Source organism: Streptomyces sp. NPDC056128 (assembly GCF_042263835.1).
In the GTDB taxonomy this organism is placed as follows: Bacteria; Actinomycetota; Actinomycetes; order Streptomycetales; family Streptomycetaceae; genus Streptomyces.
Genome location: NZ_JBHJVQ010000017.1, coordinates 1 through 25,541, shown reverse-complemented (window position 1 = coordinate 25,541; position 25,541 = coordinate 1). Strand labels below are relative to the sequence as shown.

Below are 25,541 nucleotides of genomic sequence, written 5' to 3'. Positions count from 1 at the left end.
GCGGGTCAGCCCTTCTGAAGGGTGGTCAGGCCGTGCTCGATGAATACGGGGACGAGGTCGCCGATGCGGTCGAAGCCGGGGCCGACGGTGCGGCCCAGCGTGTAGCGGTAGTGGATGCCCTCCAGGATCACGGCGAGCTTGAACCACGCGAACGCCGTGTACCAGGCGACGGCGCCCACGTCGCGGCCCGAGCGGTCGGCGTACCGCTGGACCAGCTCGGCGGGGGCGGGGTGGCCGGGGGCCTGGGCCGTGGTGGAGACGGGGGAGTCCGGCATGCCGAGCGGGCTGCTGTACATCACCAGCAGGCCGAGGTCGGTGAGCGGGTCGCCGAGGGTCGACATCTCCCAGTCGAGGATCGCGTTGATCTCGTCGTTCTCGCCGCCGATCAGGACGTTGTCCAGGCGGTAGTCGCCGTGGACGACCGTCGGGGCGGGGGAGTGGGGCAGCTCCCGGCCGAGCGTGGCGTGCAGTTCGTCGATGCCGGGGAGGTCGCGGTTGCGCGAGGCGTCGAGCTGCTTGGCCCAGCGGCGGAGCTGGCGGTCCAGGAACCCCTCCGGGCGGCCGAAGTCCCCGAGGCCGACCTCGGCGGGGTCCACCGCGTGCAGCTCGACGAGGGTGTCGACGAGGTTCAGCACGGCGGCGCGGGTGCGCTCGGGGCCGAGGGGGGCGAGCTGGTCGGCGGTGCGGTACGGGGTGCCCTCGACGAACTCCATGACGTAGAAGGGCGCCCCGACGACGTCCTCGTCCTCGCAGAGGAGCAGGGGGCGGGGGACAGGTACGTTCGTGGGGTGCAGGGCGCTGATGACGCGGTGCTCGCGCTTCATGTCGTGCGCGGTGGCGAGGACGTGGCCGAGCGGGGGGCGTCTGACGACCCAGCGGGCGGTGCCGTCCGTGACGGCGTAGGTGAGGTTCGAGCGTCCGCCCTCGATCAGCCGGCCGGACAGCGGGCCGGTCACCAGGCCGGGCCGCTCGCGGTCGAGCAGCTCGCGCAACCGGTCGAGATCGAGTCCGGGCGGGTGGTCGGGGGTCATCGTCGCTCCCTGTGGCAGGTGAACAGTACGCGTCTCATGATGCCGACCGGTCGGTATGCCGTCCAGTGGGCGGGCGGAACGTGATCGGTACCTCAGAGGACGAGGAGCGCGCCGCAGACGGCGACGGCGACCGTGCACAGGGCTGCCGCGGTGGCGTGCGGTGGGGTGAGGGCCCGGGGGCGGTTCGTCGAGGCGAGGGTGGTGATGCGGCCGTGGGCGATCCGGAGGAAGGCCAGCCACAGGGCGCAGCACAGGGTGGCGGCCAGGACGGACGGGGGTGTCGCGCCGCCGTGCAGCGCGGTCTTCGCGGCGAGTACGGCGACGACGGTGCCGGAGAGGGTGGTGCGGCGCCAGGCCAGCCGGGTGCGTTCGGGCTGGAGGCCGGGGTCGCGGTCCGTGCTCACCGGTCAGCCCTCCCAGCCGACGAGGACCACGAGGACCATCGCCACGGCGACGACCGCGACGACCAGGCTGAGCAGGGCCGGGAAGCGGGAGGCGGGGAGGTCCTCGCCGCGGCGCATGGCGCGTTCGCAGCGCACCCAGTGGTTCACGGCGCGCAGCGAGCACAGCACGCCGGCGGCGAGCAGCGCGAGCGCGAGGCCGACGCGCCAGCCCCAGCGGAGGTCGGGCAGGAACTGGTCCACCGCGAAACCGCCGCCGATCAGGGCCATGGCGGTGCGCAGCCAGGCCAGGAAGGTGCGCTCGTTCGCGAGCGAGAAGCGGTAGTCGGGCGTACGGCCCTCTCCCTTGACCTCCTCGGGCACGAACCAGAGCCGAGCGTTCCGCACGAATTCGATCACTTGGGGACCCTATCTGCCGGGATGCCTGCGGCGGCCTGTGGCTGCTTCGGGGGGTGCGCGTAGCGCGTGGGGTTCGGTGGTGGGTCGGGGCCGCGCCGGGGGGGTGTCCGTCCTCGGAACGGCGCGGAATCGGTCGGCCACAGAAGTTCTCTGTGCTGACGCGCCAACCGCTGCGGGCGGACACCCCCCGACACGACCCCTTCTCGCCGTACGCGGCTATCCGGCCGTCCCCCCCTAGCTGCCGGTAGTCGCCGCCCCAGCTGCGGGTAGTCGCTCCCGCCCCAGCTGCGGGCAGTCGTGCCGCTGGGGCGGCACCCGTCCCACAGAGAGCGGCACCCGGCAAGCGTCGGCCCGCGTCACCCACCCCCGGCCCGCAGCCGCGCATACGCCGCCAAACCGTCCGGCACCCACTCCCACTCCCCGAGGCGTCGTTCCAGCTCCGCCTCCGGCAGGAACCCGTGCCAGGCCACCTCCTCCACCTGCGGAGTGACCGGGCCCTCGCAGCGCACCTCGTACACCGCCGACCACCAGGTCCGCCCGGCGCCGTCGTCGTACAGGAACTTGAAGAGGAACTCCGGGCGCGGCAGCCCGGTGACCCCCAGCTCCTCCTCCGCCTCCCGCAGCGCCGCGTCGTCGTACGACTCGCCCGCTCCCACCACCCCGCCGACGAACATGTCGTACTGGGAGGGGAACACCAGCTTCGTCGCCGTGCGGCGGTGGACGAAGACCCGGCCCTCCGCGTCCCTGGCCCACACGAACACGCAGCGATGGCGCAGCCCACGTGCGTACGCGTCGCCCCGCCGGGCCTGTCCGACGACGTGGTCGTTCTCGTCGACGATGTCGAGGATCTCGTCAGCAGCGCTCATGCCGACCATCCAAGCAGCGGCCGGTCAGCGCCGCTGCAGCGCCCGTTCGCGTCCGCTCTCGCCCGTGCCCTGCGGCATCGCGGGGTGCATGCCCAGCAGCACGATGCCGGCCACCACCGACGCGAGCCCGCCCGCCTCCCAAGCCAGCGCCGCGGTGTCGGTGCGCAGGCGGTCGCCGAGGAAACCGACCCCGCAGGCGATGCCCGCGAGCGGCTGGGCGGCCGTCAGCGCGGGCAGCGACCTGCGCAGCGGCGCCGTCTCGAAGGCGCTCTGGACCAGGACCAGGCCGGTGACGCCGAGGACCACGACCACGTACGGCTGCCAGCCCGTCAGCAGTTCCGCGAGGCCGCCCGCGGAGAAGCGGCGTCCGCTGACCCGCGTCAGCGCGTCCTGCACCCCGTAGAGCAGCCCGGCGGCCAGGGCCAGCAGGGTCGGGCCCCAGGTCAGCCGGAAGCGTCCGGCGCATGCCGCGAGCAGGACCGCCACGCCCAGCATCACGCCGATGATCAGCCAGTGCCGCAGCGGGTCGCTCACCGCGCTGCCGCCGCGCGGCTCGCCCGCCAGGATGAACGCCGTCACCCCGCCCGCGAGCAGCGCCAGGCCGGCCCAGCCCTGCGGGCCCAGCGGCTGCCGGGTCTGGAGGCGGGACAGCGCGAGCGCGAAGAGGAGGTTGGTCGCCAGCAGGGGTTCGACGAGGGTGAGTTCGCCGCCGCCCAGCGCGATCGCGCCCAGCACCATGCCGGCCACCATCAGCCCCATGCCGGCCAGCCAGCGAGGCACCCGCACCAGGTCGAGCAGCAGGCGGGGCGAGAGGAAGTCGCCCAGCGGAGCGCGCTGCGCGGCGTTCTGCTGGAGGACGAAACCGAAGCCCAGGCAGCACGCGGCGCTCACGGCGAGAACCAGAACCAGAACCGACACGCTGCGTACCTCGATCGTCAGTCGGGTCACGGGTGCGTCGAGGCCGACTCTAGTGTCGGCGGCAGCCGGTCGCCGGGCGAGTGCGGCATTCGGGGTGGGGACCGGTCAAGTTGCCCTGCCAGCAAATGAGTTGACGCGTGTAACGAACGGAATCCTCTTGACGTCAAGCCTTGGCGGCCGGTTTGCTGTGCGTGATCAGTTCATGGCAGTCCGGCTACGACGACCCCCCGCGTCGCGTGAGGAAGTTTCCCGCGGTGTCCCCACCCCCGCCTCCCCTCGGCCGCGGCCGCAGACGTGCGGCCCAGGCGTTCGACGAGGCCCTCGACGACGCCGAACTCATAGCCGCCCGCGCGGCATTGGCCCAGGGGCGCTGGCAGTCCGTCCGCTCCCTGCTGGTCCACACGGGTGACGACTGGGACCGCCGGGGGCATCGGGTGGCCGTCCTCGCCAAGGAGCCCTACTGCGCCCCCTGGGCCCGCGAGTGGCTGCTCGCCGAACCCGACTCCGCCGACGCGTCGGTGCTGCTCGCCCTCGCCCTGGTCCATCGCGCCCTGCGGGGCAAGGAGAAGGCCGCCCGGGCCCGGGAGGCGTGCCGGGGCGCCGCCGCGCTCGTGCCCGGCGACCCCACGCCCTGGCTCGGGCTCCTCATGCTGGAGCGCTCGCTGGGCGCCGAGGAGGACGTCGTCCGGGTCTTCGACGAGGTGCGGGTGCGGTACGCCGACCACCACCACGCCCACCACCTGATGGTGGCCCGGCTCGCCGAGCGCGGCGGCGGTCCCGACCCGCTGCACGAGGTGTACGACTTCGCCAACTGGGCCGCCGAGCAGGCCCCCGCCGACTCTCCGCTGGCCATCCTCCCGGTCGTCGCGCACGCCGAGCGCTACCGCGTGCTCGCCGTCGCCGGGCACGAGTCCACCGACCCGAACACCGCCGGCCACTGGGTGGGGCGCCGCGCCCGGCTGGTGATGAAGGCGGCCTTCGACTGGTGGCTCGAGTGGGAGCAGGACGGCCACCCGCGCCGGCTGATCGACCTCAACTTCCTCGCCCACGCGAAGTGCTGCGAGGGCCGGGGCGCCGAGGCCGCCGCCCTGTTCCACCGCATCGGCGAGCACGTCACGCCCGCCCCCTGGGCGTATCCCGACCGCGACCCGTTACCCGCCTTCCGCGCGGCCCGCGCGAGCGCGCTCGGTACGGCCTGACCATCCCCCCCCCGCAGACGAGAGAAGGACGTCCCCCGATGACCACGGGCAGTTCGAGCACGGGCAGAACCGCGAACGGTGGCGCCATCAGTACCTTCAAGGGCGAGGAGCGCGCGCTGCGCGCCGACCGGCTGGGCACGGGCGGGCTGCTGCTGTCCGTGCTCGCCGCCACGGCCCCGCTGATGGTGGTCGCGGGCGTCATGCCCACCACCTTCGCCGTGATGGGCATCGTGGGGCAGCCGCTGCTCTTCGTGCTGCTCGGCGTGGTGCTGATCCTCTTCAGCGTCGGGTACGCCGAGATGAGCCGGCACGTCCACAACGCGGGCGCCTTCTACGCGTACATCTCCCGCGGCCTCGGCGGCACCGCCGGCGCGGGTGCCGCCCTGGTCGCGCTGGTCGCCTACAACGCGCTCCAGGTCGGCATCTACGGCATCTTCGGCTTCGAGGTCTCCGGGCTCCTGGCCACCTACGCCGACCTGGACGTCGCCTGGTGGATCCCCGCGCTGCTGGCCGTGTTCGCCGTCGGCACGCTGGGCTGGCTGAAGATCGACGTCAACGCGCGCGTCCTGGGCGTACTGCTGCTCATCGAAGTGGTCCTGGTGGTCGTCTTCGACATCGCCGCCGTCGCCGACCCGGGACCGCAGGGGCTCTCGCTGCACGCCTTCAACCCGGACACCCTGACCGGCGCAGGGGTCGGCACCGCCCTGTGCTTCTGCATCGCCGCCTTCCTCGGCTTCGAGCAGGCGCCCGTGTACGCCGAGGAGACCAGCCGGCCGCACGTGCTGGTACCGCGTGTCATGTTCCTGGCGGTCGGTGGGGTCGCCGTCTTCTTCGCGCTCAGCAGCTGGGCGCTGACCGTGGCCACCGGGCCGGACAGGATCGTCGGTACCGCCCAGGAGCAGAGCGCCGGACTGCTCTTCTTCCTGACCGAGTCGCGGCTCGGCTCCACCTTCACGGACGTGCTGCACGTGCTCTTCGTGACCGGCATGTTCGCCGCCCTGCTCAGCTTCCACAACGTCGTCGCCCGGTACGCCTTCGCCATGGGCCGCGAAGGACTGCTGCCCGCCGCCTTCGGCCGGACCAGCGGCTCCAGCGGTGCCCCGGGCACCGGCTCGCTGCTCCAGACCGCCGTCTCCGTGGTCGTCGTGGCCGGGTTCGCCCTCGCCGACGACAAGCCGAACGGCGACCCCACCCAGCCCGTGCTGCACCTGTTCACCTGGGGCGGCAACATCGGCGCCCTCGGCGTGATCCTGCTGATGGCCACCGCCTCGTTCTCCGTGGTGGCCTTCTTCGTACGCCGCGGGGCCGCCGGCGCCCAGGGCGTGCGGCTCGCCACCTCCGCCGTCGCGGGCATCGCCCTGCTGGTGATCGCCGGGTACACGGTCAAGGACTTCGACGTCCTGGTCGGCGCCGGTCCCGACTCCGCCCTGAGCTGGGTGCTGCCCGGCATCATCGGCCTCGCGGCCGTCGCCGGTGTGGTGCAGGGACTGCTGCTGCGCTCCCGGGCACCCGAGCGGCACGCCCGCATCGGGCAGGGCAACGAGGCGTTCCAGCTGGACAAGGCGGCGTCCTCCTGATCAGGAGGGATCAGGAGGAGGGCGTAGGAGACGTGCGGGTCCCGGGGCCTCAGAGCGCCGGGTCCGCCCCGAAGTCCAGGAGCACCTTGCAGGACCGGCTCCGGTCCGCGGCCAGTTCGAACGCCGACTCCGCGTCGCGCACCGGGACCACCGCGCCGACCAGCGCGTCGAACGCGGGCTCGGCGGCGAGCAGCTCCAGCGCCGCGTCGAACTCGCCGTCGAAGCGGAAGGCCCCGCGCAGCTCGATCTCCCGGCTCACCACCAGGTTGCCCGCGAAGGGGCTCCGGCCCGGCGGCAGCATGCCGAGCTGGACCACCACCCCGCCGCGCCGGACCAGCCGCAGACAGGCGTCCAGGCCCGCTGCCACCCCGGACGCCTCGATCGCCACGTCCACCTCGGCCGGCCACCCGGCGTCGCCCGGGTCGTCGGCCCGTACCAGCACGTCGGCGCCCGCGGCCCGCGCGTACTCCAGGGCCGCCGGCAGCAGGTCCGACACCGTCACGCGGGCCGCGCCCGCCGCCTTGGCCGCCGCGACCACCAGGCAGCCCATGGGCCCGGCACCGGTGACCAGGACGTGCCGGCCGGTCAGGTCCCCGGCCCGGTGTACGGCGTGCAGGGCGACGGAGAGGGGCTCGGCGAGGGCCGCGCGCCGGGGGTCGAGGCCGGACGGAAGGGCCCGGAGCTGGGAGGCCGGGACGGCGATCCGGGACGCGAAGCCGCCCTGCACGTGGGGGAAGCGGGCCGCGCTGCCCAGGTAGCGGGTGTCCCGGCAGACATTGCGCCGCCCGTCCACGCACTCCGGGCACACCCCGCACGGGGTCGCCGGGTGCACGGCGACGGGCGTACCGACGGCCGGGCCCGGCGTGCCGGGGGAGCCGTACGCCACCACCGTGCCGACCACCTCGTGCCCTAGCAGCATCGGCTCGCGCAGCCGGAAGTCGCCGACCCCGCCGTGCCGCCAGTAGTGCAGATCGGAGCCGCACACGCCGCCGTAGCGCACGGCGACCAGCGCCTCGCCCGGACCGGGGCGGGGGACCGGCACCTCCTCGACCCGCAGGTCTCCGGCGCCGTGGATCACACAACCCCGCATGGCAGCCTCCCCGGCGTTCACAGCACGCTCGTCATGCCGCCGTCGACGTACAGCACCTGTCCGCCGACGAAGTCCGCGGCGGGCGAGGCGAGGAACAGCAGCCCGCCCACCAGGTCCTGCGTAGTGCCCCAGCGCCCGGCAGGCGTGCGCCCGCGCACCCAGGCGCTGAACTCCTCGTCCTCGACCAGGGGCCGGGTCAGCTCGGTCTCGATGTAGCCGGGACCGAGCCCGTTGACCTGGACTCCGCGCGGGCCCCAGTCGGCGCACATGCCCTTGGTGAGCATCTTCAGCGCGCCCTTGGTGGCCGCGTAGGGCGCGATGCCCGGGCGGACCACCTCGCTCTGCAGCGAGCAGATGTTGACGATCTTGCCGTGGCCGCGTTCCGTCATCCGGCGCGCGGCCTCCCGGCCCACCAGGAAGGCGCTGGTGAGGTTGGTGTCCAGGATGCGGTGCCAGTCGGCGTCCGCGAACTCCAGGAGCGGCGCCCGCAGTTGCATGCCAGCGTTGTTGACCAGGATGTCGAGCGGGCCCACCCGCTCCTCGACCTCCGCGATCCCGGCGGCCACGGACGGGCCGTCGGTCACGTCGAAGGCGGCCGTGTGCACGTCGCCCGGGAGGCCGGCGGCCGCCTCGGTGAGGCGTCCGCCGTCGCGTCCGTTGAGGACCACGCGGCAGCCTGCCTCGGCCAGGCCCCGGGCCAGGGCCAGCCCGATGCCCCGGCTGGAGCCGGTCACCAGGGCCGTACGCCCGCCGATGTCGAAGAGAGAGTGAGCCGTCATCGTCGTACTCCTGCTTCTGACTGGCCGGTGTCCCGTGCGCCTATATGACCAGGGACAACAGCAGGACCAGGGCTCCGGCGACCACCGAGATGATCGTCTCCATGACGGACCAGGTCTTGATGGTCTGGCCGACGCTCAGCCCGAAGTACTCCTTCACCAGCCAGAAGCCGGCGTCGTTGACGTGGCTGAAGAAGAGCGAGCCGGCGCCGATGGCCAGGACCAGCAGGGCGGCGTGCGTGGTCGACATGTCGGCCGCGAGCGGAGCGACCAGACCGGCCGCCGAGACCGTCGCCACCGTCGCCGAACCGGTCGCCAGCCGGATCGCCACCGCGATCAGCCAGGCCAGCAGCAGCGCCGGGATCGACCAGTCCTTGGAGATCTCCAGGATCATCTGGCCCACGCCGGAGTCGATCAGCGTCTGCTTGAAGCCGCCGCCCGCGCCGACGATCAGCAGGATGCCGGCGATGGGCGCGAGGCCCTTCTCGACCAGGCCCGACAGCCGGTCCTTGCCGAACCCGGCGGGCCGCAGCAGCGTGAAGATGCCGACGATCACGGAGACCAGCAGGGCGATCAGCGGGTTGCCGATGACGTCGAAGGTGCGCTGCACCAGGTTCTCCGGGTCGTCGACGATGATGTCGACGAGCGCCTTGAGCAGCATCAGCACGACCGGCAGCAGGATCGTGGCCAGCGTCGCGCCGAAGCCCGGGCGCTTCTCCAGGTCCTCGGAGGCGCGCGTCGGGATCATCCGGTCGGGAGCGGGGACGTCCACCCAGCGGGCGGCGTACTTCGAGAACACCGGACCCGCGATGATCACCGTCGGGATGGCGATCAGCACGCCCAGCGCCAGGGTCACGCCGAGGTTGGCGCCGACCGCGTCGATCGCGACCAGCGGGCCGGGGTGCGGCGGGACCAGGCCGTGCATCACGGAGAGACCGGCGAGGGCCGGGATACCGATCCGCATCAGCGAGTAGTTGCCGCGCTTGGCGACCATCAGCACGACCGGGATCAGCAGCACGATGCCGACCTCGAAGAACAGCGGCAGTCCGATGACCGAGGCGATCAGCACCATCGTCCACGGCATCGAACGAGGCGTCGCCCTGGCGAGGATGGTGTCCACGATCTGGTCGGCGCCGCCGGAGTCGGCGAGCATCTTGCCGAGGATCGCGCCGAGGGCGATCAGCACGCCGACGCCCGCGACGGTGGAGCCGAGCCCGGCGGTGAAGCTGGTGATGACCTTGTCCAGCGGCGCCCCGGCGAACGCGCCGAGCGCCAGTGACCCGATGGTCAGCGACAGGAAGGCATGCAGCTTGAACTTGGTGATGAGCAGCACGATGACGGCGATGCCGAGGAGCACGGCGATGCCCAGTTGGGCATGTCCGGCCGAGGTGATCGGCTCGACGGTGTCCGCTGCCAGCATCTCGACGCTGAGTCTGGTCACGGTGGGTTCCTTGCGGTGATGGGGATTCGGGGGACGGTGCGGGGGGTTACTGGACCGGCTCGGGGAGGTCGCTCAGGGCGCTCGCCGCCCGCTCGGTGATCTCCTCGGGCGTACCGGCGACGTCCACCGCGACCCCGGCCTCGTCCGACTGGAGCGGCTGGAGGGTGGCGAACTGGGAGTCGAGCAGGGCCGTCGGCATGAAGTGGCCCTGCCGGTGCGCCATCCGGTCCTCGATCAGCTCACGGCTGCCCGTGAGATGCACGAAGACGACACCGGGAGCGGCTGCCCGCAACCGGTCGCGGTACGACCGCTTGAGCGCCGAACTGCTCACCACCCCACCGAGCCCCGCACGCCCGTCGGCCCAGCCGCCGATGGCGTCCAGCCACGGCCAGCGGTCCTCGTCCGTGAGCGGGGTGCCGGCCGTCATCTTGGCGATGTTGGCCGGCGGGTGGAAGTCGTCGCCCTCGGCGTAGGGAACGCCGAGCCGGGCCGCGAGCAGGGGGCCGATGGTGGTCTTCCCGGTGCCCGCTACGCCCATGACCACGACGACATGGGGGGTGTGCAGTCGCTGCATCGCACTCTCGCTGTCTGCTGTCTTCGTCGACACGTGATGTCGACGCCACTGAAACCCATTAGGTACGACGAATTCAAGAGGCTGTGACATATAAGTCTGACTTTTTATTCCCGTGACGCGCCCCGTACGCTGAGTGCATGAGCACACCGGGCCGGGGGCTGCACGGCCGCGTACTGGACACCCTCGGTCCCGCGATCACAGCGGGCGAATACCCCGCGGGCAGCGTGTTGCGCACGGACGAACTCGCGCAGCGCTTCGAGGTGTCACGCTCCGTGATGCGCGAGGCGGTCCGGGTCCTGGAGTCCATGCACCTCGTCGAGTCACGCCGCCGCGTGGGCGTCACCGTCCTGCCCGAGTGCGAGTGGAACGTCTACGACCCGCAGGTCATCCGCTGGCGCCTGGCCGGCGCGGAACGCCCCCGGCAGCTGCGCTCCCTGACCGTACTGAGGTCGGCGGTCGAGCCGGTCGCGGCCGGCCTCACGGCGCGGCTCGCCACGCCGGAGCAGTGCGCCGAGCTGACCGAGTGCGCGCTCGGCATGGTCGCCAACTCGCGCGGGCACCGGCTGGAGGAGTACCTCTTCCACGACGTGGCCTTCCACCGCGTCATCCTCACCGCCTCGGGCAACGAGATGTTCGCCCGCCTCGGCGGCGTCGTCGCCGAGGTCCTGGCCGGCCGCACCCACCACGACGTGATGTTCGAGGACCCCGACCCGGCCGCCGTCACCCTGCACGTCCAGGTCGCCGAGGCGGTACGGGCCCGGGACGCCGAGCGCGCCGAGCGGCTGACCCGGGAGATCACCGTCGGCGCGCTGCAGGAGCTGGACATCCTGGCACCCTGACTGCCGGGCGGGCGTCAGTCGAGGAACTCCCCGTCCACGTACACCCATGCCCCGTCCACCCGCTCGAAGCGGCTCCGCTCGTGCAGCGAGCCACCGCGGTGGGAGGCGCGGAAGGTGACCGTCCCGGTGGTGTGGAAGGCGGACCCGCTCGTCGAGTCCAGGATCTCCAGGCCGGTCCAGCGCGTCCCCGGGTCCAGGTCCAGCCGGGCGGGCCGGGTCCTCGGGTGCCAGGTCCGCAGCAGGTACCCGGCGTCGCCCTTCACGAAGGCGCTGTAGCGCGAGCGCATCAGGGCCTCGGCGCTCGGGGCGGCGGCCCCGGCGTGGAAACGCCCGCAGCACTTCTCGTACGGCTCGGACCGCCCGCAGGGGCAGGGAGGGGTGGTCATGGCGACCACTGTAGAGGAAAAGCAGAAAACCCCTGCTCAGCAGGGGTTTCAGCTGGTGTCCGAGGGGGGACTTGAACCCCCACGCCCGATAAAGGGCACTAGCACCTCAAGCTAGCGCGTCTGCCATTCCGCCACCCGGACAAGGTGTCTGCCGCGCGGGGCGTTGCCCGCGGCGACGACGTAAACATTACCAGGCTTTCCGGGGTGGCCGATCACCCCCTTCTTGGGCACGGGCGTCCGGAGAGAGAGGATGAGAGCGACCCACCAGCAGGGACCCACCAGCAGTGACAGCGGGAGGAACCACGTGAGCGACTCGGGCACGGCCAGGAGCGTCACCGGCGAGGACGAGGTCGTCGACCTCTGCCGCGAGCTGATCCGGATCGACACCAGCAACTACGGCGACCACTCGGGGCCGGGCGAGCGCAAGGCCGCCGAGTACGTCGCGGAGAAGCTCGCGGAGGTGGGACTCGAACCGCGGATCTTCGAATCCCACCCCGGACGAGCCTCCACGGTGGCCCGGATCGAGGGCGAGGACCCGTCCCGGCCCGCGCTGCTCATCCACGGCCACACCGACGTCGTCCCGGCCAACGCGGACGACTGGACCCACCACCCCTTCTCCGGCGAGGTCGCCGACGGCTGCGTGTGGGGCCGCGGCGCCGTCGACATGAAGGACATGGACGCGATGACCCTCGCGGTCGTCCGCGACCGGCTGCGCAGCGGGCGCAAGCCGCCGCGCGACATCGTGCTGGCGTTCCTCGCCGACGAGGAGGCAGGCGGCACCTACGGCGCCCGGCACCTCGTCGACAACCACCCCGACCTCTTCGAGGGCGTCACCGAGGCGATCAGCGAGGTGGGCGGCTTCTCCTTCACCGTGAGCGAGCAGCGCCGCCTCTACCTGATCCAGACGGCCGAGAAGGGCATGCACTGGATGAAGCTGACCGTGGCCGGTACCGCCGGGCACGGGTCGATGATCCACCGCGACAACGCGATCACCGAGCTGTCGGAGGCCGTCGCGCGCCTCGGCCGGCACACGTTCCCGATCCGCGTGACCAAGACGACCCGGGCGTTCCTCGACGAACTGGGCGACGCGATGGGCATCGAACTCGACGCGGACGACATGGAGGCCACGCTCGCCAGGCTCGGCGGCATCGCCAAGCTCATCGGCGCGACCCTGCGCAACACCGCCAACCCCACGCAGCTGGGGGCCGGCTACAAGGTCAACGTCATTCCGGGCGCGGCCACCGCGCACGTCGACGGGCGGTTCCTGCCCGGGCACGAGGAGGAGTTCCTCGCCGACCTCGACCGGATCCTCGGCCCGAAGGTGCTGCGCGAGGACGTGCACGCCGACAAGGCCGTCGAGACGACCTTCGACGGAGCGCTCGTCGAGGCGATGCAGTCCGCGCTGGTGGCCGAGGACCCGGCCGCGAAGGCGATCCCCTACATGCTCTCCGGCGGCACGGACGCGAAGTCCTTCGACGACCTGGGCATCCGGGGGTTCGGTTTCGCGCCGCTCAAGCTGCCGCCGGAGCTGGACTTCGCGGGCATGTTCCACGGGGTGGACGAGCGGGTGCCGGTGGAGGGACTCCAGTTCGGCGTGCGGGTGCTCGACCGCTTCATCGACGCCTCCTGAATCGCCTGCGCGTACGGGAGGCAACCGGGACGGGTGAATGCACTCATAAGCTCGTAGCCTCATTACTCCCTCCTCGTTACAGGTAATGCGATCAGCAAGCTGGGATCGCGTTTTCCAACTAGGAGGAACAATGCTCAAGAAGGTCGTCGCCGCCGCGGCTGCCACCGGTGGTCTGGTTCTCGCGAGCGCGGGCATGGCCGTCGCCGACTCCGGTGCGCAGGGTGCCGCCGTGCACTCGCCCGGTGTCCTTTCCGGCAACGTCGTTCAGGTTCCCGTGCACGTCCCGGTGAACGTGTGCGGCAACACGATCTCCGTGATCGGTCTGCTGAACCCCGCCTTCGGCAACGTCTGCGTCAACAAGTGACGTTGTGCCTCGCCCCATGAGGGTCTGAGTCCGCCGGCCCCGGAGCGCACGCCATGCGCTCCGGGGCCGACGACCTTTTGAACGACCTTCGAGGCGGGGGAGCGACGGCAACGCCGGAATTCCCGGCATTCTCGGTACCAGGGGACTAGGGCAAGGCAGGGATCCAGGAAATGCGACAGGTCACCCGCAAGGGCCTGATGACGATGGCGGCGGCCACCGGTGTGATCGCCGCCGCGGGCGGCACCGCCCACGCCGACTCGGGGGCGCACGGCTCGAGTTCGGGTTCGCCCGGCGTACTGTCCGGCAACACCGTGCAGGCGCCGGTGCACGTGCCGGTGAACGTGTGCGGCAACACGGTCGACGTCGTGGGCCTCCTCAATCCGGCGATGGGCAACTCGTGCGCCAACCGGGGCGGCGGCGCGTCCGCGGGCTCGGGCGGACACGGCGACTCCGGCGGATACGGCGACTCCGACGGCGGGGACGGCTCTAACGGGGGCTCGAACGGGGGCTCGCACGCCGGCGGTCACGCCACGGACTCGCCGGGCGTCGCGTCCGGCAACCACATCGAGGTGCCGGTGCACGTGCCGGTGAACGTGTGCGGCAACAGCGTCGACGTCGTCGGTGTCCTCAACCCGGCCACCGGCAACGACTGCGGCAACGGGGGCGGCGACCACTCCACGCCGCCCGGCGGCGACCACGAGACGCCCCCCGGCGACCCGGGCGATCCCGGTGACCCGGGCGACCCCGAGAACCCGGACACCCCGGACGACCCGCCGGGCTCGGACGGCCCGGACGGTCCGGACGGCGGGACCCCGGGCGGTTCCCCGGACGAGGACGGCACCGGTACCCGGAACGCCGCCCAGCCGCACGGCGACGCCCGCCTCGCCGAGACCGGCAGCGGCCTGCCGCTGGGCCTCACCCTGCCGGTGGGCGCGGGAGCGCTGCTCGCGGGCACGGTGCTCTACCGCAAGGCGCGCGCCTCGGCGTGACCCGGGCGGTGCGGTACGCGGAGCGGGCCCCGCATCGGCGGGGCCCGTCAGCGGCTCACCAGGTGGCGCGAACCTGGCGGATGATCCGCCGCCGCAGCCGTACCTTCCGGCTGCCGTCGCGCAACAGGGTCAGGCGGTACAACTCCCAGTGTCCGTACTCGGCATGTTCCGTCAGCAGACGTGTCGTCTCCTTGCGGGTGACCCCGCGCGGAAGGTACACATCGACAAATTCGTATTCCGGCATCGAATCTATTGTGCGGGCTGGGGCCCGGTACGGATAGCGTCTGCACTATGTCTGATGCTGCGCAGCCCACCGCTGCCGAGGTACGCGCCGCCGCCGAGGCGGTCAAGACCGCGCTCGACCGCCACCTGGCCGCGGTCGAACGCCGGTCGGGGGAGGACGACCCGGCCGTCTACGACGCGTTCAACCAGCTGGCCGCGGCCGCGGAGGCGTACGACGAACTGCTCTACGACCGGTACGACGAGGTCACTCCCTTCGAGATCCCCGGCACCGAGGACTCGATGCCGCCGTACACGGGCCCCGAGGAGCCCAGCGCGCTCAGTGTCCTGATCCGCCGGGACTACTCGGTGGCCGAGCCGCAGCGTCTGATGGCCCAGGCCCGGCGGGTCGAGGCGGCGGACGAGGAGGGCGCGGGCGCGGAGGCCTCCGGCACGGTCCACGGGGCGCTGGGCCTGCTGTTCGGCGAGTTCGAGCCGGACGAGATCGCCTCCCGGCACAAGGAGTTCGGACTGGAGGAGGGCGACTCCACGCTCTGGGTGACGGCCGCCGACGAGACCGCCGACCCCGGCGAATGGCTGGAGGCCCCGTTCGACCAGGTAGACCCGCAACTGGTCGTCTGCCGCTTCGACGTCAGCGCGGTCTTCGACGACGAGTTCGACGACGGTCTCGACGATGACGACGAGGCGGACGCGGACGAGAGCGGCGACGTCGGTGCGGGGGAGCTGGACGAGGACCTCGACACGGACCTGGACGACGACCTCGACCCGGACGAGGACACCGAACCGACGCGTCCGACCGCGGGTCGCTGAGTGGCCGGCCCCCGGGAGCGCCCCGGGGGCCGGTGCTCGGGGTCAGTCGGTCGTCGGGATCTGTGGCGCGAGCAGCGCCGGCAGTCGGGTCGTGCGGGGCTTGGCCGGGATTTCGGTCACGGCGTGGGGCAGCGCCTGTTCCACGCCGTGGACCACGGAGAGGTGCCGGGCGGCCCGGCCGAAGGCCGTGTAGACCCAGGGGCGGCTGAGGGCCTGCGCGGCGTCGCCGGGCAGGACCACGACCACCGCGGGCCACCGGCCGCCCACCGCCTGGTGCGCGGTGAGGGCCCACCCGTGCCGCACGGATCCCTCCACCCGGTCCTTGGGGACGACCACGTCCTCGCCCCCGCACGACAGGTGCAGTCCGTCGGCGTCGGCCGTCACCACCCGGCCGGGCAGCGTACGGCCCGGCGCGGGGGAGTAGGCGACACGGTCGCCGGGGTCGAAGCCGCCGAAGCGGCCGGGGCCGGGATTCAGCCGTTCCTTCAGCGCCGCGTTGAGCGCCCGGGTGCCCGCCGCGCCGCCGTGGCCCGGCGTGATCACCTGGGTCTCCTCGGCGGGTACACCGATCGCACGCGGCACCGAGTCCGCGACGAGCTGGACGGTGCGGTGCACGGCCTCGCCCGCCTCCCGCACCGGCACGATCACGACCTCCTTGCCGGGCGCCTCCACCTGGCCCAGCTCACCGATGCCGATGCCCGAGACGAGTTCGCCGAGCGGGCCCGGATCCGGGAGCCGCGAGGCGATCTGGGGGCAGACCCCCGCCGCCAGCAGGTCCGCGAAGACCCGCCCGGGACCCACCGAGCCGAGCACCGCCGGGTCACCGGCCAGCACCAGCCGGGCCCCGTCCGAAAGCGACTCCGCCAGCAGCGCGCCCGCCTCGACGTCCAGCTGCGGTGCGTCGACGACCACCAGCAGATCCAGGTCCACCGCACCGTCGGCGTCCCGCCCCGGCCCCTCGGCACCGGCCAGCAACCCGGCCAGGGTGACGACCGCCGGACCGTCCCCGGCCGCGGCGCCCAGCAGCGCGGCGAAGCGGTCGCGGCCGAGCGAGCCCGGCGCGGCGGCCCAGGCACGCAGCCCCAGGGCGTGCGCGGCGTGCAACAGGGCCGCCGGTTCGGCCAGGGACGCCTCCCCGCCGGTGTGCAGGACCAGCCCGTGGCCCGCGACGGCGCGGATCAGCTCGGCGGCGGACCCCTGCGCCGACGCGGCCGCCTGCTCCCAGTCGGCGCCCGAACCGTCCTGCTTCGGTGGAGCGTTGACGAGCCGGGCGAGACCGTCGGCCAGGCTCTCCTCGGCGAGCGCGTACCGCTCCAGGCCGATCAGGACACGGACCGGGCGCTCGTCGGCCCCCGCGTCCTCCTCGCCCGAGCCCTCCGCGCCGCCCGCCGCGCGCTCCGGGCGGGCGCCGGGCTCGTCCAGGGCGTCCTGGAAGGCCAGCGCCTCGCCCTCGGCCAGCGTGCTCTGCACGGCCGCGTCGGGATCCGGCACGCCCCGCTGACCCAGCGTGGCGGTGAGGCGCGCCAGCTCCAGGGCGGTGTGCCCGGCCAGCGCCGCCTGCTCCAGCAGCCACACGGTGACGGCACGGCCACGCCGCTCGTCGTCCGGGCCGCACTCCGCGCCGAGCAGCGCGCGGGCGAACCCGTCGGCCTGCTCGGGCCGCACCCCGCCGACCCGGAGCAGCTGCCAGGGGTCCGTACGCAGGGCCTCCTCCGCCCCCTCGCCGAGGAGCACGGCGGTCTGCGGGGCGAGCGCCTCGGGGGCGCCGCCGTCGGCCAGCACGCGCCGGACCGCCTCGACGGTCTCCGGCGGGGGGCCCACGGGTGCGGCGGACGGCTCGGCGGGCGCGGGCCGGGACGGCCGCACCGGCTCCGGGGCGGGGCGGCGGGCCGGGCCGGGGTCGCCGAAGACGGTGGCCGCGGGCTTCTCGCCGCCCTCCACGGCCCGGACGGCGGCCAGCAGATCGGCCGCCGTGCCGCTGAGCTTGCCCCCGGCCTCGATCGGCCCCTGCCTCTCCGCCTTCCGCCGCTCGATCCGCTCCCGCTCGACCCGCTGAGCGGCCAGCTCGGCCTCGGTCTCGGACACCTGCCCCGCCGGGGCGGCCGCGTCGCCTCCCTCCCCGCCGGTCCCGGCGGCGTCCGCGGCGTCCTCGGCGCCCGGCGTTCCCGGCCCGGGCTCCACGGTCTCTGCGGTGTCCTCGGAGGCGGGCTCGGGCTCCGTGCTCACAGCGTGCTCCAGTCGTGATCGGGATAGCGGTGCACCGGCGCCGACACGTCGTCGAGCGCCCGGCAGATCTCGTCAGGAAGACTAAGGGCCTCCACTGACAACGCCGCCGTGAGCTGCTGCGCGTTGCGCGGTCCGATGATCGGCGCGACCACACCCGGCCGGTCGCGGATCCACGCCAGCGCCACCTGGAGCGGGGTCACCGCGAGCCCGTCGGCCGCCGTCGCCACCGCGTCCACGATGTGCCCGGCCGTGTCGTCGAGGTAGGGCGCGACGAACGGCGCCAGATGCTCCGAGGCGCCCCGCGAGTCCGGGGGCGTGGCGTCCTTGCGGTACTTGCCGGTCAGGACACCCCGGCCCAGCGGCGAGGAGGGCAGCAGGCCGACGCCCATGTCCAGGGCGGCCGGCAGCACCTCACGCTCGACGCCCCGCTGCAGCAGGGAGTACTCCATCTGGGTGCTCGCCACCCGGTTCCGTACGCCGGGCGCCGCCAGCTGCCAGGTCGCGGCCTTGGCGAGCTGCCAGCCGCAGAAGTTGGAGACCCCCGCGTAGCGGGCCCGGCCGCTGCTCACCGCCACGTCGAGGGCGTGCAGCGTCTCCTCCAGCGGGGTGTGCGGGTCGAAGGCGTGCAGGTGCCACACGTCGACATGGTCGGTGCCGAGCCGCGCGAGCGAGGCGTCCAGCGCGGAGAGCAGATGGCCGCGCGAACCGTCGAAGCGGCGGTCGGGATCGGGCACGCTGCCCGCCTTCGTCGAGATCACCAGGTCCCGGCGCGGCACCAGGCCCTCCATGAGACGGCCGAGCAGGTACTCCGACTCCCCGTCGCCGTACACGTCCGCCGTGTCGACGAGTGTGCCGCCCGCTTCCCAGAAGGTCTTCAAGAGGTCCGCGGCGTCGTGCTCGTCCGTGCCCCGGCCCCAGGTCAGGGTGCCGAGACCGATGCGGGACACGCGCAGGCCGGTGCGGCCGAGATGCCTCTGCTCCATGAACGGCGACATTACTGGCCACGGCTTGAGCTGTGGGGGCCTGTGGACAACCGATTTCCGCGCGCTAAGGTCGGGACACCAGCGACGTTACTGATGGGTAAGGGGAATCGGCCATGCAGCTCGGGATCAACCTCGGCTACTGGGGTGCCGGAATGGACGCGGACAACCTGGCCGTGGCCAAGGAGGCCGACCGGCTCGGATACGCCGTGTGCTGGGCCGCCGAGGCCTACGGCTCCGACGCGGCCACCGTGCTCACCTGGGTCGCCGCCCAGACCGAGCGCATCGACGTGGGCTCGGCCATCTTCCAGATCCCGGCCCGCCAGCCCGCGATGACCGCGATGACCGCCGCCACCCTGGACTCCCTCTCCCAGGGCCGCTTCCGCCTCGGCCTCGGCGTCTCCGGACCGCAGGTCTCCGAGGGCTGGTACGGCGTCAAGTTCGACAAGCCCCTCGCCCGCACCCGCGAGTACGTGGAGATCGTGCGCAGGGCGATGACCCGCGAGCGGCTGTCGTACGAGGGACAGCACTGGACGCTGCCGCTGCCCGGCGGCCCCGGCAAGCCGATCAAGCTGACCGTGCACCCGCAGCGCGAGCACATCCCGCTCTACATCGCCGCCATCGGCCCCAAGAACCTGGAGCAGACCGGCGAGATCGCCGACGGCGCCCTGCTCATCTTCCCCTCCGCCGACCACCTGGAGGAGACCGCCGTCAAGCACCTGCGCGCCGGACGCGAGAAGGCCGGCCTGACCCTCGACGGCTTCGACGTCTGCCCGACCCTGCCGCTCGCCCTCGGCGAGGACAAGGACGTCACCACGCTCGCCGACACCTTCCGGCCCTACACCGCGCTCTACGTCGGCGGCATGGGCAGCCGCAAGCAGAACTTCTACAACCAGCTCGCCCAGCGCATGGGCTACGAGCGGGAGGCCGCCGAGATCCAGGACAAGTACCTGTCCGGCGACAAGCAGGGCGCCGCCGCGGCCGTGCCGCACGAGCTGATCGACCAGACGACCCTGCTCGGCTCCGTCGACCGGATCGCGGACCGGATGAAGGCCTACGCGGCGGCCGGAGTCACCACCCTGACGCTCGCCCCCGCGGGCTTCACCCTGGACGAGCGCCTCGCCGCGCTCCGCGCCGGCACCGAGGCCCTGGAGCGCGCCGGACTGGCGTGACCTCGCGGCAAGTTCTGCGGCCGTGGTGGGGGCTCGGGGGTCTTCCCCGCCACGGCCGTCACGAGGAACAACGCGCCCGCGCGCCGGGGGTTACGCCTCCTCGTGACCCCGGTGGTCCTTCTTTCGGCGGACTTGTCCGCCGCACCTGTTGCCGTCTCCCGGCTTCCGCACTTGACTCGTGCTTTGCGGAGTGTGCGGAACCTGCAGAAGCAGAGAGGGGCCACCGATGCTTTCGGCCAAGAGCCTGTTCCAGGAAATCCTCGACAACGACGAGTCGTTCCGTCTCTTCTGCTCCATCGCGGCCAGCGGCGAGTCGCAGGGCGGCTGGGAGAACGCCCGCATCGCCGCGCTCGTGCCGGAGAGCGAGCGCGCCCTCGCCCCCAAGATCACCCGGCACGGTGCCGACGAGGACAAGCACGGCCGGATCTTCAACGCCCTGCTGAAGAAGCGCGGCCTCGAACCCGTGGACGTACCCGCCGAGACCGACTACACCATGCTCCTGGAGCGGCACGGCATCGGCCTCGCCCACGACAAGCTCAAGGCCGACCAGCCCCTCACCGTGCGGGACATCATCACCTACCTCGCGCACAGCAGGGTCACCGAGCAGCGCGCCGCCGAGCAGATGGCGCTGCTCCTCAAGTACTTCGCCGGCCACCCGGACCTGGGCCGGGCCGTCCGCATGATCTCCGCCGACGAGGACAACCACCTCGCCTACTCCCACGAGGAGCTGCTGCGCTACGCCGCCGACGGGCACGGCCCGTACATCCGGCGGACCCTGCGCGAGTGCGCGCTGGCCGAGATCCGCGTCCACCGGGACGTCAGCCTCGCCGTGATGGCCCGCATGGGGCGCCTCCTGGGCTGGTCCCGCGGCAGGTCGGCGCTGCTCGCGGCCGGCATCCACGCGACGTACGCCTACGAGCGGCTGGCCGGCTGGCGCCGCATGGTGCGGCTGCGGACGCCCGCCCGCCGCGACGCGCTCGGCGGCCCCACGACCCCGGCCCCCGAGGTCGCCTGAGCCCCTAGAGCCAGCCCCGGCGTTTGAACTGCCGGAACAGCAGCACCTCCAGAGCGGCCATCAGCAGGATCACCGCCGGGTAGCCCCCGACCCAGTGCAGCTCCGGCATGTGGTCGAAGTTCATGCCGTAGATCCCCGCGATCATCGTGGGGACCGCGGCCATGGCGGCCCACGCGGAGATCTTCCGCATGTCGTCGTTCTGGCGGACGCTCATCTGCGCCAGATGCGCCGACAGGATGTCCGAGACCAGCCGGTCCAGGTTCTCCACCGACTCGTTCACGCGCGTGAGGTGGTCGTTCACGTCCCGGAAGAACGGCCGCGCCCGGTCGTTCACGAACGGCACCCCGGAGCCGAACGCGCCCGTCCCCGCCAGCCGGGCCAGCGGCGGCGCCAGCGGACCGGTCGCCCGCCGGAACTCCAGGATCTGCCGCTTGAAGTTGTAGATCCTGGACGCCGTGTGCCGCGAGCCGCCGCCGTCCGGCGAGAAGACCTCGGCCTCCAGCCCCTCCAAGTCGTTCTGGAGCTCGACCGCCACGTCCAGGTAGTGGTCCACAGTGGCGTCCGCGATCGCGTACAGCACCGCCGTGGGCCCCTTGCCGAGCAGCTGCGGCTCGTGCTCCAGACGCTGCCGCACGGCCTTCAGCGGGGAGCCCTCGCCGTGCCGGACCACGACCGCGAACGCGTCGCCCAGGAAGATCATCAGCTCCCCGGTGGAGACGGTGTCGCTGTCCGGCTCGTACACCACCGGCTTGAGGACGGCGAAGAGCGAGTCGTCGTACACCTCCAGCTTGGGCCGCTGATGCGCCTTGAGCGCGTCCTCCACCGCCAGCGGGTGCAGCCCGAACTCCTGGCTGACCAGCTCGAACTCGGCCTCGGTCGGCTCATGCAGCCCGATCCAGACGAAGCCGCCCGCGGACCGGGCCTCGCCGAGCGCGTCGGACAGGTCCTCGGGCCCGTCCGTGCGGTGCCCGTCCCGGTAGATGGCACAGTCGACGATCACCGAACGCATTCTCCCCTCGCCCCGGCGCCCCTGCATCGCGCCGTACGCCTACCCTGGCCGCATGCCCACGCTGATCCTGGTTAGGCACGGACGTTCCACCGCCAACACCGAGGGGCTGCTCGCCGGGTGGACGCCCGGCGTTGCCCTCGACGAACGCGGCGCCGCACAGGCCGCCGCGCTGCCCGCGCGGATCGCCGGCCTGCCACTCTCCGAGATCGTCACCAGCCCGCTCCAGCGCTGCCAGGAGACGATCCGGCCGCTGCTCGACGCCCGGCCCGGTCTGCGGGCGCACACCGACGAACGCATCGGTGAGTGCCACTACGGCGACTGGTCCGGCCGCAAGCTCGCCGAACTCAAGGACGAGCCCCTCATGGAGGTGGTGCAGTCGCACCCGTCCGCCGCGGCCTTCCCCGGCGGCGAGTCGATGCGCGCGATGCAGACCCGCGCCGCCGAGGCGGTACGCGAGTGGAACGCGCGCGTGGAGCGCGACCACGGCGCCGACGCCGTCTACCTCATGTGCTCCCACGGCGACATCATCAAGTCCCTGGTCGCGGAGGCGCTCGGCCTTCATCTCGACCTCTTCCAGCGGATCTCCGTCGAGCCCTGCTCCGTCACCGCGATCCGCTACACGCGCCTGCGGCCGTTCCTCGTCCGCCTCGGTGACACCGGCGACTTCGCCTCCCTGGCCCCCCAGCAGACGCCGCCGGACGACGAAGCCCCGGTCGGGGGTGGTGCGGGCGCACCGTGATCGTCCGCCGCAGTAGGGTGAACCGGTCGCGGCAGTGCCCCCGATCTTCCGCTTTCCCCGACTTCCATGGAGACAGGACGTGTCCCGTCAGGTGTTCCTCTACGACCAACCGGAACGTTTCGTGGCCGGTACGGTCGGGCTGCCCGGGCGCCGTACGTTCTTCCTCCAGGCCACCGCAGGCTCCCGGGTGACCAGCGTGGCCCTGGAGAAGACCCAGGTCGCCGCCCTCGCCGAGCGCATGGACGAGCTGCTGGACGAGGTCGTACGGCGCAGCGGCGGCAGCACCGTCGTCCCCGCCGTGGCACCCACCGAACCGTCCGACACCGCGCCGCTGGACACCCCCGTCGAGGAGGAGTTCCGGGTCGGCACCATGGCGCTGGCCTGGGACGGCGAGGACCAGCGCATGATCGTCGAGGCGCAGGCCCTGGTGGAGCTGGAGGCCGAGTCCGAGGAGGACCTGGCGGAGGCCGAGGAACGGCTCCTCCAGGACGAGGAGAACGGCCCCCCGATGCTCCGGGTCCGCCTCACCGGCGCGCAGGCCAGGGCCTTCGCCAAGCGCGCCCTCGACGTCGTCAACGCCGGGCGCCCGCCGTGCCCCCTGTGCAGTCTCCCGCTCGACCCGGAAGGACACGTATGTCCGCGCCAGAACGGATACCGCCGCGGAGCGTGACCACCGACGCGGCCGCGGCCGAGTTGCTCGCGCTGGGCGAACTGACCGTGCGCGGACGCATCCGTGAGGCGTCCAACGCGGCGCTGTACTGCACCGTGACGCACGAGGGGCGCGAGGCGGCCTGCATCTACAAGCCGGTCGCCGGCGAGCGGCCCCTGTGGGACTTCCCCGACGGCACCCTCGCCCAGCGCGAGGTCGCCGCCTACGAGGTGTCCGAGGCCACCGGCTGGGGCCTGGTCCCGCCCACCGTGCTGCGCGACGGGCCCTACGGCGAGGGCATGGTCCAGCTGTGGATCGAGGCGGTGCCGGAGACGGAACTGCTCGCCCTGGTGGACGAGGAGGACCCCGGCCCCGGCTGGAAGGGGATCGCCCTGGCCGAGGTCGGCGAGGGCCGCACCGCGCTGCTCGTGCACGCCGACGACGAGCGGCTGCGCCGGCTCGCCGTACTGGACGCCGTGATCAACAACGCCGACCGCAAGGGCGGGCACCTGCTGCCCGCCGACGGCGAGCGGCTGTACGGCATCGACCACGGGGTCACCTTCCACGCCGAGAACAAGCTGCGCACCCTGCTGTGGGGCTGGGCGGGCGACCCGCTCACCGGGGAGGCCCTGGCGGCGCTCGACGCCCTCAGGGAGGCCCTGAAGGACGGCGGCGCCCTGGCGCTCAGGCTCGGCGACCTCATCACCCCCGCCGAACTCGACGCCACGCGCGCGCGGGTCGACACCCTGCTGGCCGCCGGGAAACACCCCGAGCCGGGCGGCGAGTGGCCGGCCATCCCCTGGCCGCCGGTCTAGGCACCCCGTACCGCGGAGGCACGGGGGCCGGTGTCGCGCAAGAGCGCCCCACCGGCCATCCGGCCCGGTCCGGTTCGTGTACGGAACATCCGTCCGGTTACGCTCATGACATGCATGCCTGGCCCGCTTCCGAGGTCCCCGCCCTGCCCGGTCAGGGCCGCGACCTGAGGATCCACGACACCGCGACCGGAGACCTGGTGACCCTCGCCCCCGGTCCCGTCGCCCGCATCTACGTCTGCGGCATCACGCCGTACGACGCCACCCATATGGGGCACGCGGCGACCTACAACGCGTTCGACCTCGTGCAGCGCGTGTGGCTCGACACCAAGCGGCAGGTGCACTACGTCCAGAACGTCACCGACGTCGACGACCCGCTCCTGGAGCGGGCCGTGCGCGACGACGTCGACTGGACCGCCCTCGCCGAGAAGGAGACCGCCCTCTTCCGCGAGGACATGACGGCGCTGCGGATGCTGCCGCCGCGGCACTACATAGGCGCCGTCGAGGCCATACCCGGCATCGTCCCGCTCGTCGAGCGGCTGCGCGACGCCGGCGCCGCCTACGAGCTGGAGGGCGACACCTACTTCTCCGTCGAGGCCGACCCGCACTTCGGCGGCGTCTCCCACCTCGACGCCGCCGCCATGCGGCTGCTCTCCGCGGAGCGGGGCGGCGACCCGGACCGGCCGGGCAAGAAGAACCCGCTCGACCCGATGCTGTGGATGGCGGCCCGCGAGGGCGAGCCCAGCTGGGACGGCGCCTCCCTCGGCCGCGGGCGTCCCGGCTGGCACATCGAGTGCGTGGCCATCGCCCTCGACCACCTCGGCATGGGCTTCGACGTCCAGGGCGGCGGCTCCGACCTCGCCTTCCCGCACCACGAGATGGGCGCCTCGCACGCCCAGGCGCTCACCGGCGAGTTCCCCATGGCCAAGGCGTACGTCCACGCCGGCATGGTCGGTCTCGACGGCGAGAAGATGTCCAAGTCCAAGGGCAACCTGGTCTTCGTCTCCCGGCTGCGCCACGACGGCGTCGACCCCGCCGCCATCCGGCTGTCGCTGCTCGCCCACCACTACCGCGCCGATTGGGAGTGGACCGACCAGGTGCTGCGGGACGCCGTCGCGCGGCTGGACCGCTGGCGCGCCGCCGTGTCCCGGCCCGACGGCCCGCCCGCCGAGGCGCTCGTCGAGGAGATCCGCGCCGCCCTCGCGAACGACCTGGACTCGCCGGCCGCGCTCGACGCCGTCGACCGCTGGGCCGCCCGCCAGCAGGAGAGCGGCGGCACGGACGAGGGCGCGCCCGGCGTCGTCTCCCGCGCGGTGGACGCCCTGATGGGCGTGGCCCTTTAGGCACGCGCCCGGACGCGAAACCAGCGTACGGACGTGAACGGGGGCGCTTCCCGCGGGAAGCGCCCC

Annotated in this window: 27 protein-coding genes and 1 tRNA gene; 13 read left to right on the top strand and 15 right to left on the bottom strand. The window is 72.9% G+C overall.

What is annotated here, in order from left to right:
- Positions 1–5 precede the first annotated feature (5 nt).
- From ACFC1X_RS26485 to ACFC1X_RS26465, 5 genes are all read right to left on the bottom strand, one after another.
- The gene (locus tag ACFC1X_RS26485; protein WP_376357614.1) at positions 6–1,031 is read right to left on the bottom strand and encodes a phosphotransferase family protein; all 1,026 of its coding nucleotides are present in this window, start codon (positions 1,029–1,031) and stop codon (positions 6–8) included.
- Between the two features lie 92 nt (positions 1,032–1,123).
- Complete coding sequence (locus ACFC1X_RS26480) at positions 1,124–1,435, bottom strand: DUF202 domain-containing protein (protein ID WP_376357612.1); 312 nt, start codon at positions 1,433–1,435, stop codon at positions 1,124–1,126.
- A gap of 3 nt (positions 1,436–1,438) precedes the next feature.
- Positions 1,439–1,831, bottom strand: coding sequence for a YidH family protein (locus ACFC1X_RS26475; protein WP_376357609.1), 393 nt, complete (start codon positions 1,829–1,831; stop codon positions 1,439–1,441).
- Positions 1,832–2,187: 356 nt separating this feature from the next.
- The gene (locus ACFC1X_RS26470; RefSeq protein WP_376357606.1) at positions 2,188–2,697 is read right to left on the bottom strand and encodes an NUDIX hydrolase; all 510 of its coding nucleotides are present in this window, start codon (positions 2,695–2,697) and stop codon (positions 2,188–2,190) included.
- Between the two features lie 24 nt (positions 2,698–2,721).
- On the bottom strand, positions 2,722–3,615 hold the full coding sequence (locus tag ACFC1X_RS26465) for a DMT family transporter (protein WP_376357604.1): 894 nt from the start codon (positions 3,613–3,615) through the stop codon (positions 2,722–2,724).
- Positions 3,616–3,869: 254 nt separating this feature from the next.
- Between ACFC1X_RS26465 and ACFC1X_RS26460 the strand changes: the two genes are divergently transcribed.
- Entirely contained in the window at positions 3,870–4,814 is a 945-nt protein-coding gene (locus tag ACFC1X_RS26460; protein WP_376357602.1) for a hypothetical protein, read from the top strand.
- Positions 4,815–4,852: 38 nt separating this feature from the next.
- The gene (locus tag ACFC1X_RS26455) at positions 4,853–6,391 is read left to right on the top strand and encodes an APC family permease (protein WP_376357600.1); all 1,539 of its coding nucleotides are present in this window, start codon (positions 4,853–4,855) and stop codon (positions 6,389–6,391) included.
- A 49-nt stretch (positions 6,392–6,440) separates the two neighbouring features.
- Here ACFC1X_RS26455 and ACFC1X_RS26450 read toward each other — a convergent pair whose 3' ends face one another.
- The 4 genes from ACFC1X_RS26450 to ACFC1X_RS26435 are packed head-to-tail and all read right to left on the bottom strand — an operon-like array spanning position 6,441 to position 10,272.
- Positions 6,441–7,481, bottom strand: coding sequence for an L-idonate 5-dehydrogenase (locus tag ACFC1X_RS26450; RefSeq protein WP_376357598.1), 1,041 nt, complete (start codon positions 7,479–7,481; stop codon positions 6,441–6,443).
- 17 nt (positions 7,482–7,498) lie between these two features.
- A complete protein-coding gene (locus ACFC1X_RS26445) occupies positions 7,499–8,260 on the bottom strand; it encodes an SDR family oxidoreductase (protein ID WP_376357596.1) in 762 nt (253 codons plus the stop codon).
- A gap of 40 nt (positions 8,261–8,300) precedes the next feature.
- Positions 8,301–9,698, bottom strand: coding sequence for a GntP family permease (locus ACFC1X_RS26440; protein WP_376357594.1), 1,398 nt, complete (start codon positions 9,696–9,698; stop codon positions 8,301–8,303).
- Positions 9,699–9,744: 46 nt separating this feature from the next.
- Positions 9,745–10,272, bottom strand: a complete 528-nt coding sequence (locus ACFC1X_RS26435) for a gluconokinase (RefSeq protein ID WP_376357592.1) — start codon at positions 10,270–10,272, stop codon at positions 9,745–9,747.
- Positions 10,273–10,409: 137 nt separating this feature from the next.
- On the opposite strand from ACFC1X_RS26435, the gene ACFC1X_RS26430 reads away from it, so the two are divergent.
- Positions 10,410–11,111, top strand: a complete 702-nt coding sequence (locus ACFC1X_RS26430) for a FadR/GntR family transcriptional regulator (protein ID WP_122617343.1) — start codon at positions 10,410–10,412, stop codon at positions 11,109–11,111.
- 14 nt (positions 11,112–11,125) lie between these two features.
- On the opposite strand, the gene ACFC1X_RS26425 is transcribed toward ACFC1X_RS26430, so the two are convergent.
- On the bottom strand, positions 11,126–11,497 hold the full coding sequence (locus ACFC1X_RS26425) for a YchJ family protein (protein WP_376357590.1): 372 nt from the start codon (positions 11,495–11,497) through the stop codon (positions 11,126–11,128).
- Between the two features lie 53 nt (positions 11,498–11,550).
- A tRNA-Leu gene (locus ACFC1X_RS26420) sits at positions 11,551–11,638 on the bottom strand.
- 163 nt (positions 11,639–11,801) lie between these two features.
- On the opposite strand from ACFC1X_RS26420, the gene ACFC1X_RS26415 reads away from it, so the two are divergent.
- From ACFC1X_RS26415 to ACFC1X_RS26405, 3 genes are all read left to right on the top strand, one after another.
- On the top strand, positions 11,802–13,127 hold the full coding sequence (locus ACFC1X_RS26415; RefSeq protein ID WP_376357588.1) for a M20/M25/M40 family metallo-hydrolase: 1,326 nt from the start codon (positions 11,802–11,804) through the stop codon (positions 13,125–13,127).
- Between the two features lie 130 nt (positions 13,128–13,257).
- Positions 13,258–13,491 (top strand): chaplin ChpH, encoded by a 234-nt coding sequence (chpH, locus tag ACFC1X_RS26410; RefSeq protein ID WP_376357586.1) that lies wholly within the window; start codon positions 13,258–13,260, stop codon positions 13,489–13,491.
- 170 nt (positions 13,492–13,661) lie between these two features.
- Positions 13,662–14,480: a chaplin gene (locus ACFC1X_RS26405; RefSeq protein WP_376357584.1), complete on the top strand. Its 819-nt coding sequence runs from the start codon at positions 13,662–13,664 to the stop codon at positions 14,478–14,480.
- A 55-nt stretch (positions 14,481–14,535) separates the two neighbouring features.
- Here ACFC1X_RS26405 and ACFC1X_RS26400 read toward each other — a convergent pair whose 3' ends face one another.
- On the bottom strand, positions 14,536–14,724 hold the full coding sequence (locus ACFC1X_RS26400; RefSeq protein ID WP_376357582.1) for a DUF5703 family protein: 189 nt from the start codon (positions 14,722–14,724) through the stop codon (positions 14,536–14,538).
- Between the two features lie 47 nt (positions 14,725–14,771).
- Between ACFC1X_RS26400 and ACFC1X_RS26395 the strand changes: the two genes are divergently transcribed.
- On the top strand, positions 14,772–15,530 hold the full coding sequence (locus ACFC1X_RS26395; RefSeq protein ID WP_376357580.1) for a hypothetical protein: 759 nt from the start codon (positions 14,772–14,774) through the stop codon (positions 15,528–15,530).
- A gap of 42 nt (positions 15,531–15,572) precedes the next feature.
- On the opposite strand, the gene ACFC1X_RS26390 is transcribed toward ACFC1X_RS26395, so the two are convergent.
- Both ACFC1X_RS26390 and ACFC1X_RS26385 read right to left on the bottom strand, forming a co-directional pair.
- Positions 15,573–17,756: a helix-hairpin-helix domain-containing protein gene (locus tag ACFC1X_RS26390; RefSeq protein ID WP_376357579.1), complete on the bottom strand. Its 2,184-nt coding sequence runs from the start codon at positions 17,754–17,756 to the stop codon at positions 15,573–15,575.
- Positions 17,753–18,739 carry an aldo/keto reductase gene (locus ACFC1X_RS26385; RefSeq protein ID WP_376357577.1) on the bottom strand — a complete coding sequence of 329 codons (987 nt, stop codon included), beginning with the start codon at positions 18,737–18,739 and terminating at the stop codon, positions 17,753–17,755. Before ACFC1X_RS26385 ends, ACFC1X_RS26390 begins: the two co-directional genes overlap by 4 nt.
- A gap of 113 nt (positions 18,740–18,852) precedes the next feature.
- Between ACFC1X_RS26385 and ACFC1X_RS26380 the strand changes: the two genes are divergently transcribed.
- Positions 18,853–19,908, top strand: coding sequence for an LLM class F420-dependent oxidoreductase (locus tag ACFC1X_RS26380; protein ID WP_234960835.1), 1,056 nt, complete (start codon positions 18,853–18,855; stop codon positions 19,906–19,908).
- Between the two features lie 226 nt (positions 19,909–20,134).
- Positions 20,135–20,923, top strand: coding sequence for a ferritin-like domain-containing protein (locus ACFC1X_RS26375; protein WP_376357575.1), 789 nt, complete (start codon positions 20,135–20,137; stop codon positions 20,921–20,923).
- 4 nt (positions 20,924–20,927) lie between these two features.
- Here the strand turns inward: ACFC1X_RS26375 and ACFC1X_RS26370 are convergent, their stop codons facing one another.
- Positions 20,928–21,923: a magnesium and cobalt transport protein CorA gene (locus ACFC1X_RS26370; RefSeq protein ID WP_376357573.1), complete on the bottom strand. Its 996-nt coding sequence runs from the start codon at positions 21,921–21,923 to the stop codon at positions 20,928–20,930.
- 61 nt (positions 21,924–21,984) lie between these two features.
- On the opposite strand from ACFC1X_RS26370, the gene ACFC1X_RS26365 reads away from it, so the two are divergent.
- The 4 genes from ACFC1X_RS26365 (at position 21,985) to mshC (ending at position 25,475) form a co-directional block, all read left to right on the top strand.
- On the top strand, positions 21,985–22,671 hold the full coding sequence (locus tag ACFC1X_RS26365) for a histidine phosphatase family protein (protein WP_376357571.1): 687 nt from the start codon (positions 21,985–21,987) through the stop codon (positions 22,669–22,671).
- 79 nt (positions 22,672–22,750) lie between these two features.
- On the top strand, positions 22,751–23,341 hold the full coding sequence (locus tag ACFC1X_RS26360) for a DUF3090 domain-containing protein (RefSeq protein WP_122617332.1): 591 nt from the start codon (positions 22,751–22,753) through the stop codon (positions 23,339–23,341).
- Positions 23,305–24,135 (top strand): SCO1664 family protein, encoded by an 831-nt coding sequence (locus ACFC1X_RS26355; protein ID WP_376357569.1) that lies wholly within the window; start codon positions 23,305–23,307, stop codon positions 24,133–24,135. Before ACFC1X_RS26360 ends, ACFC1X_RS26355 begins: the two co-directional genes overlap by 37 nt.
- Positions 24,136–24,245: 110 nt before the next feature.
- Positions 24,246–25,475, top strand: coding sequence for a cysteine--1-D-myo-inosityl 2-amino-2-deoxy-alpha-D-glucopyranoside ligase (mshC, locus tag ACFC1X_RS26350; RefSeq protein ID WP_376357568.1), 1,230 nt, complete (start codon positions 24,246–24,248; stop codon positions 25,473–25,475).
- The last annotated feature ends 66 nt before the right edge of the window (positions 25,476–25,541 follow it).

Coding starts and splice junctions, on each gene's coding strand:
- ACFC1X_RS26485 (WP_376357614.1), bottom strand. CDS start 1,031: ATGACCCCCGACCACCCGCCCGGACTCGATCTCGACCGGTTGCGCGAG.
- ACFC1X_RS26470 (WP_376357606.1), bottom strand. CDS start 2,697: ATGAGCGCTGCTGACGAGATCCTCGACATCGTCGACGAGAACGACCAC.
- ACFC1X_RS26455 (WP_376357600.1), top strand. CDS start 4,853: ATGACCACGGGCAGTTCGAGCACGGGCAGAACCGCGAACGGTGGCGCC.
- ACFC1X_RS26450 (WP_376357598.1), bottom strand. CDS start 7,481: ATGCGGGGTTGTGTGATCCACGGCGCCGGAGACCTGCGGGTCGAGGAG.
- ACFC1X_RS26445 (WP_376357596.1), bottom strand. CDS start 8,260: ATGACGGCTCACTCTCTCTTCGACATCGGCGGGCGTACGGCCCTGGTG.
- ACFC1X_RS26435 (WP_376357592.1), bottom strand. CDS start 10,272: ATGCAGCGACTGCACACCCCCCATGTCGTCGTGGTCATGGGCGTAGCG.
- ACFC1X_RS26430 (WP_122617343.1), top strand. CDS start 10,410: ATGAGCACACCGGGCCGGGGGCTGCACGGCCGCGTACTGGACACCCTC.
- ACFC1X_RS26425 (WP_376357590.1), bottom strand. CDS start 11,497: ATGACCACCCCTCCCTGCCCCTGCGGGCGGTCCGAGCCGTACGAGAAG.
- chpH (WP_376357586.1), top strand. CDS start 13,258: ATGCTCAAGAAGGTCGTCGCCGCCGCGGCTGCCACCGGTGGTCTGGTT.
- ACFC1X_RS26405 (WP_376357584.1), top strand. CDS start 13,662: ATGCGACAGGTCACCCGCAAGGGCCTGATGACGATGGCGGCGGCCACC.
- ACFC1X_RS26400 (WP_376357582.1), bottom strand. CDS start 14,724: ATGCCGGAATACGAATTTGTCGATGTGTACCTTCCGCGCGGGGTCACC.
- ACFC1X_RS26395 (WP_376357580.1), top strand. CDS start 14,772: ATGTCTGATGCTGCGCAGCCCACCGCTGCCGAGGTACGCGCCGCCGCC.
- ACFC1X_RS26385 (WP_376357577.1), bottom strand. CDS start 18,739: ATGGAGCAGAGGCATCTCGGCCGCACCGGCCTGCGCGTGTCCCGCATC.
- ACFC1X_RS26380 (WP_234960835.1), top strand. CDS start 18,853: ATGCAGCTCGGGATCAACCTCGGCTACTGGGGTGCCGGAATGGACGCG.
- ACFC1X_RS26375 (WP_376357575.1), top strand. CDS start 20,135: ATGCTTTCGGCCAAGAGCCTGTTCCAGGAAATCCTCGACAACGACGAG.
- ACFC1X_RS26365 (WP_376357571.1), top strand. CDS start 21,985: ATGCCCACGCTGATCCTGGTTAGGCACGGACGTTCCACCGCCAACACC.
- ACFC1X_RS26355 (WP_376357569.1), top strand. CDS start 23,305: ATGTCCGCGCCAGAACGGATACCGCCGCGGAGCGTGACCACCGACGCG.
- mshC (WP_376357568.1), top strand. CDS start 24,246: ATGCATGCCTGGCCCGCTTCCGAGGTCCCCGCCCTGCCCGGTCAGGGC.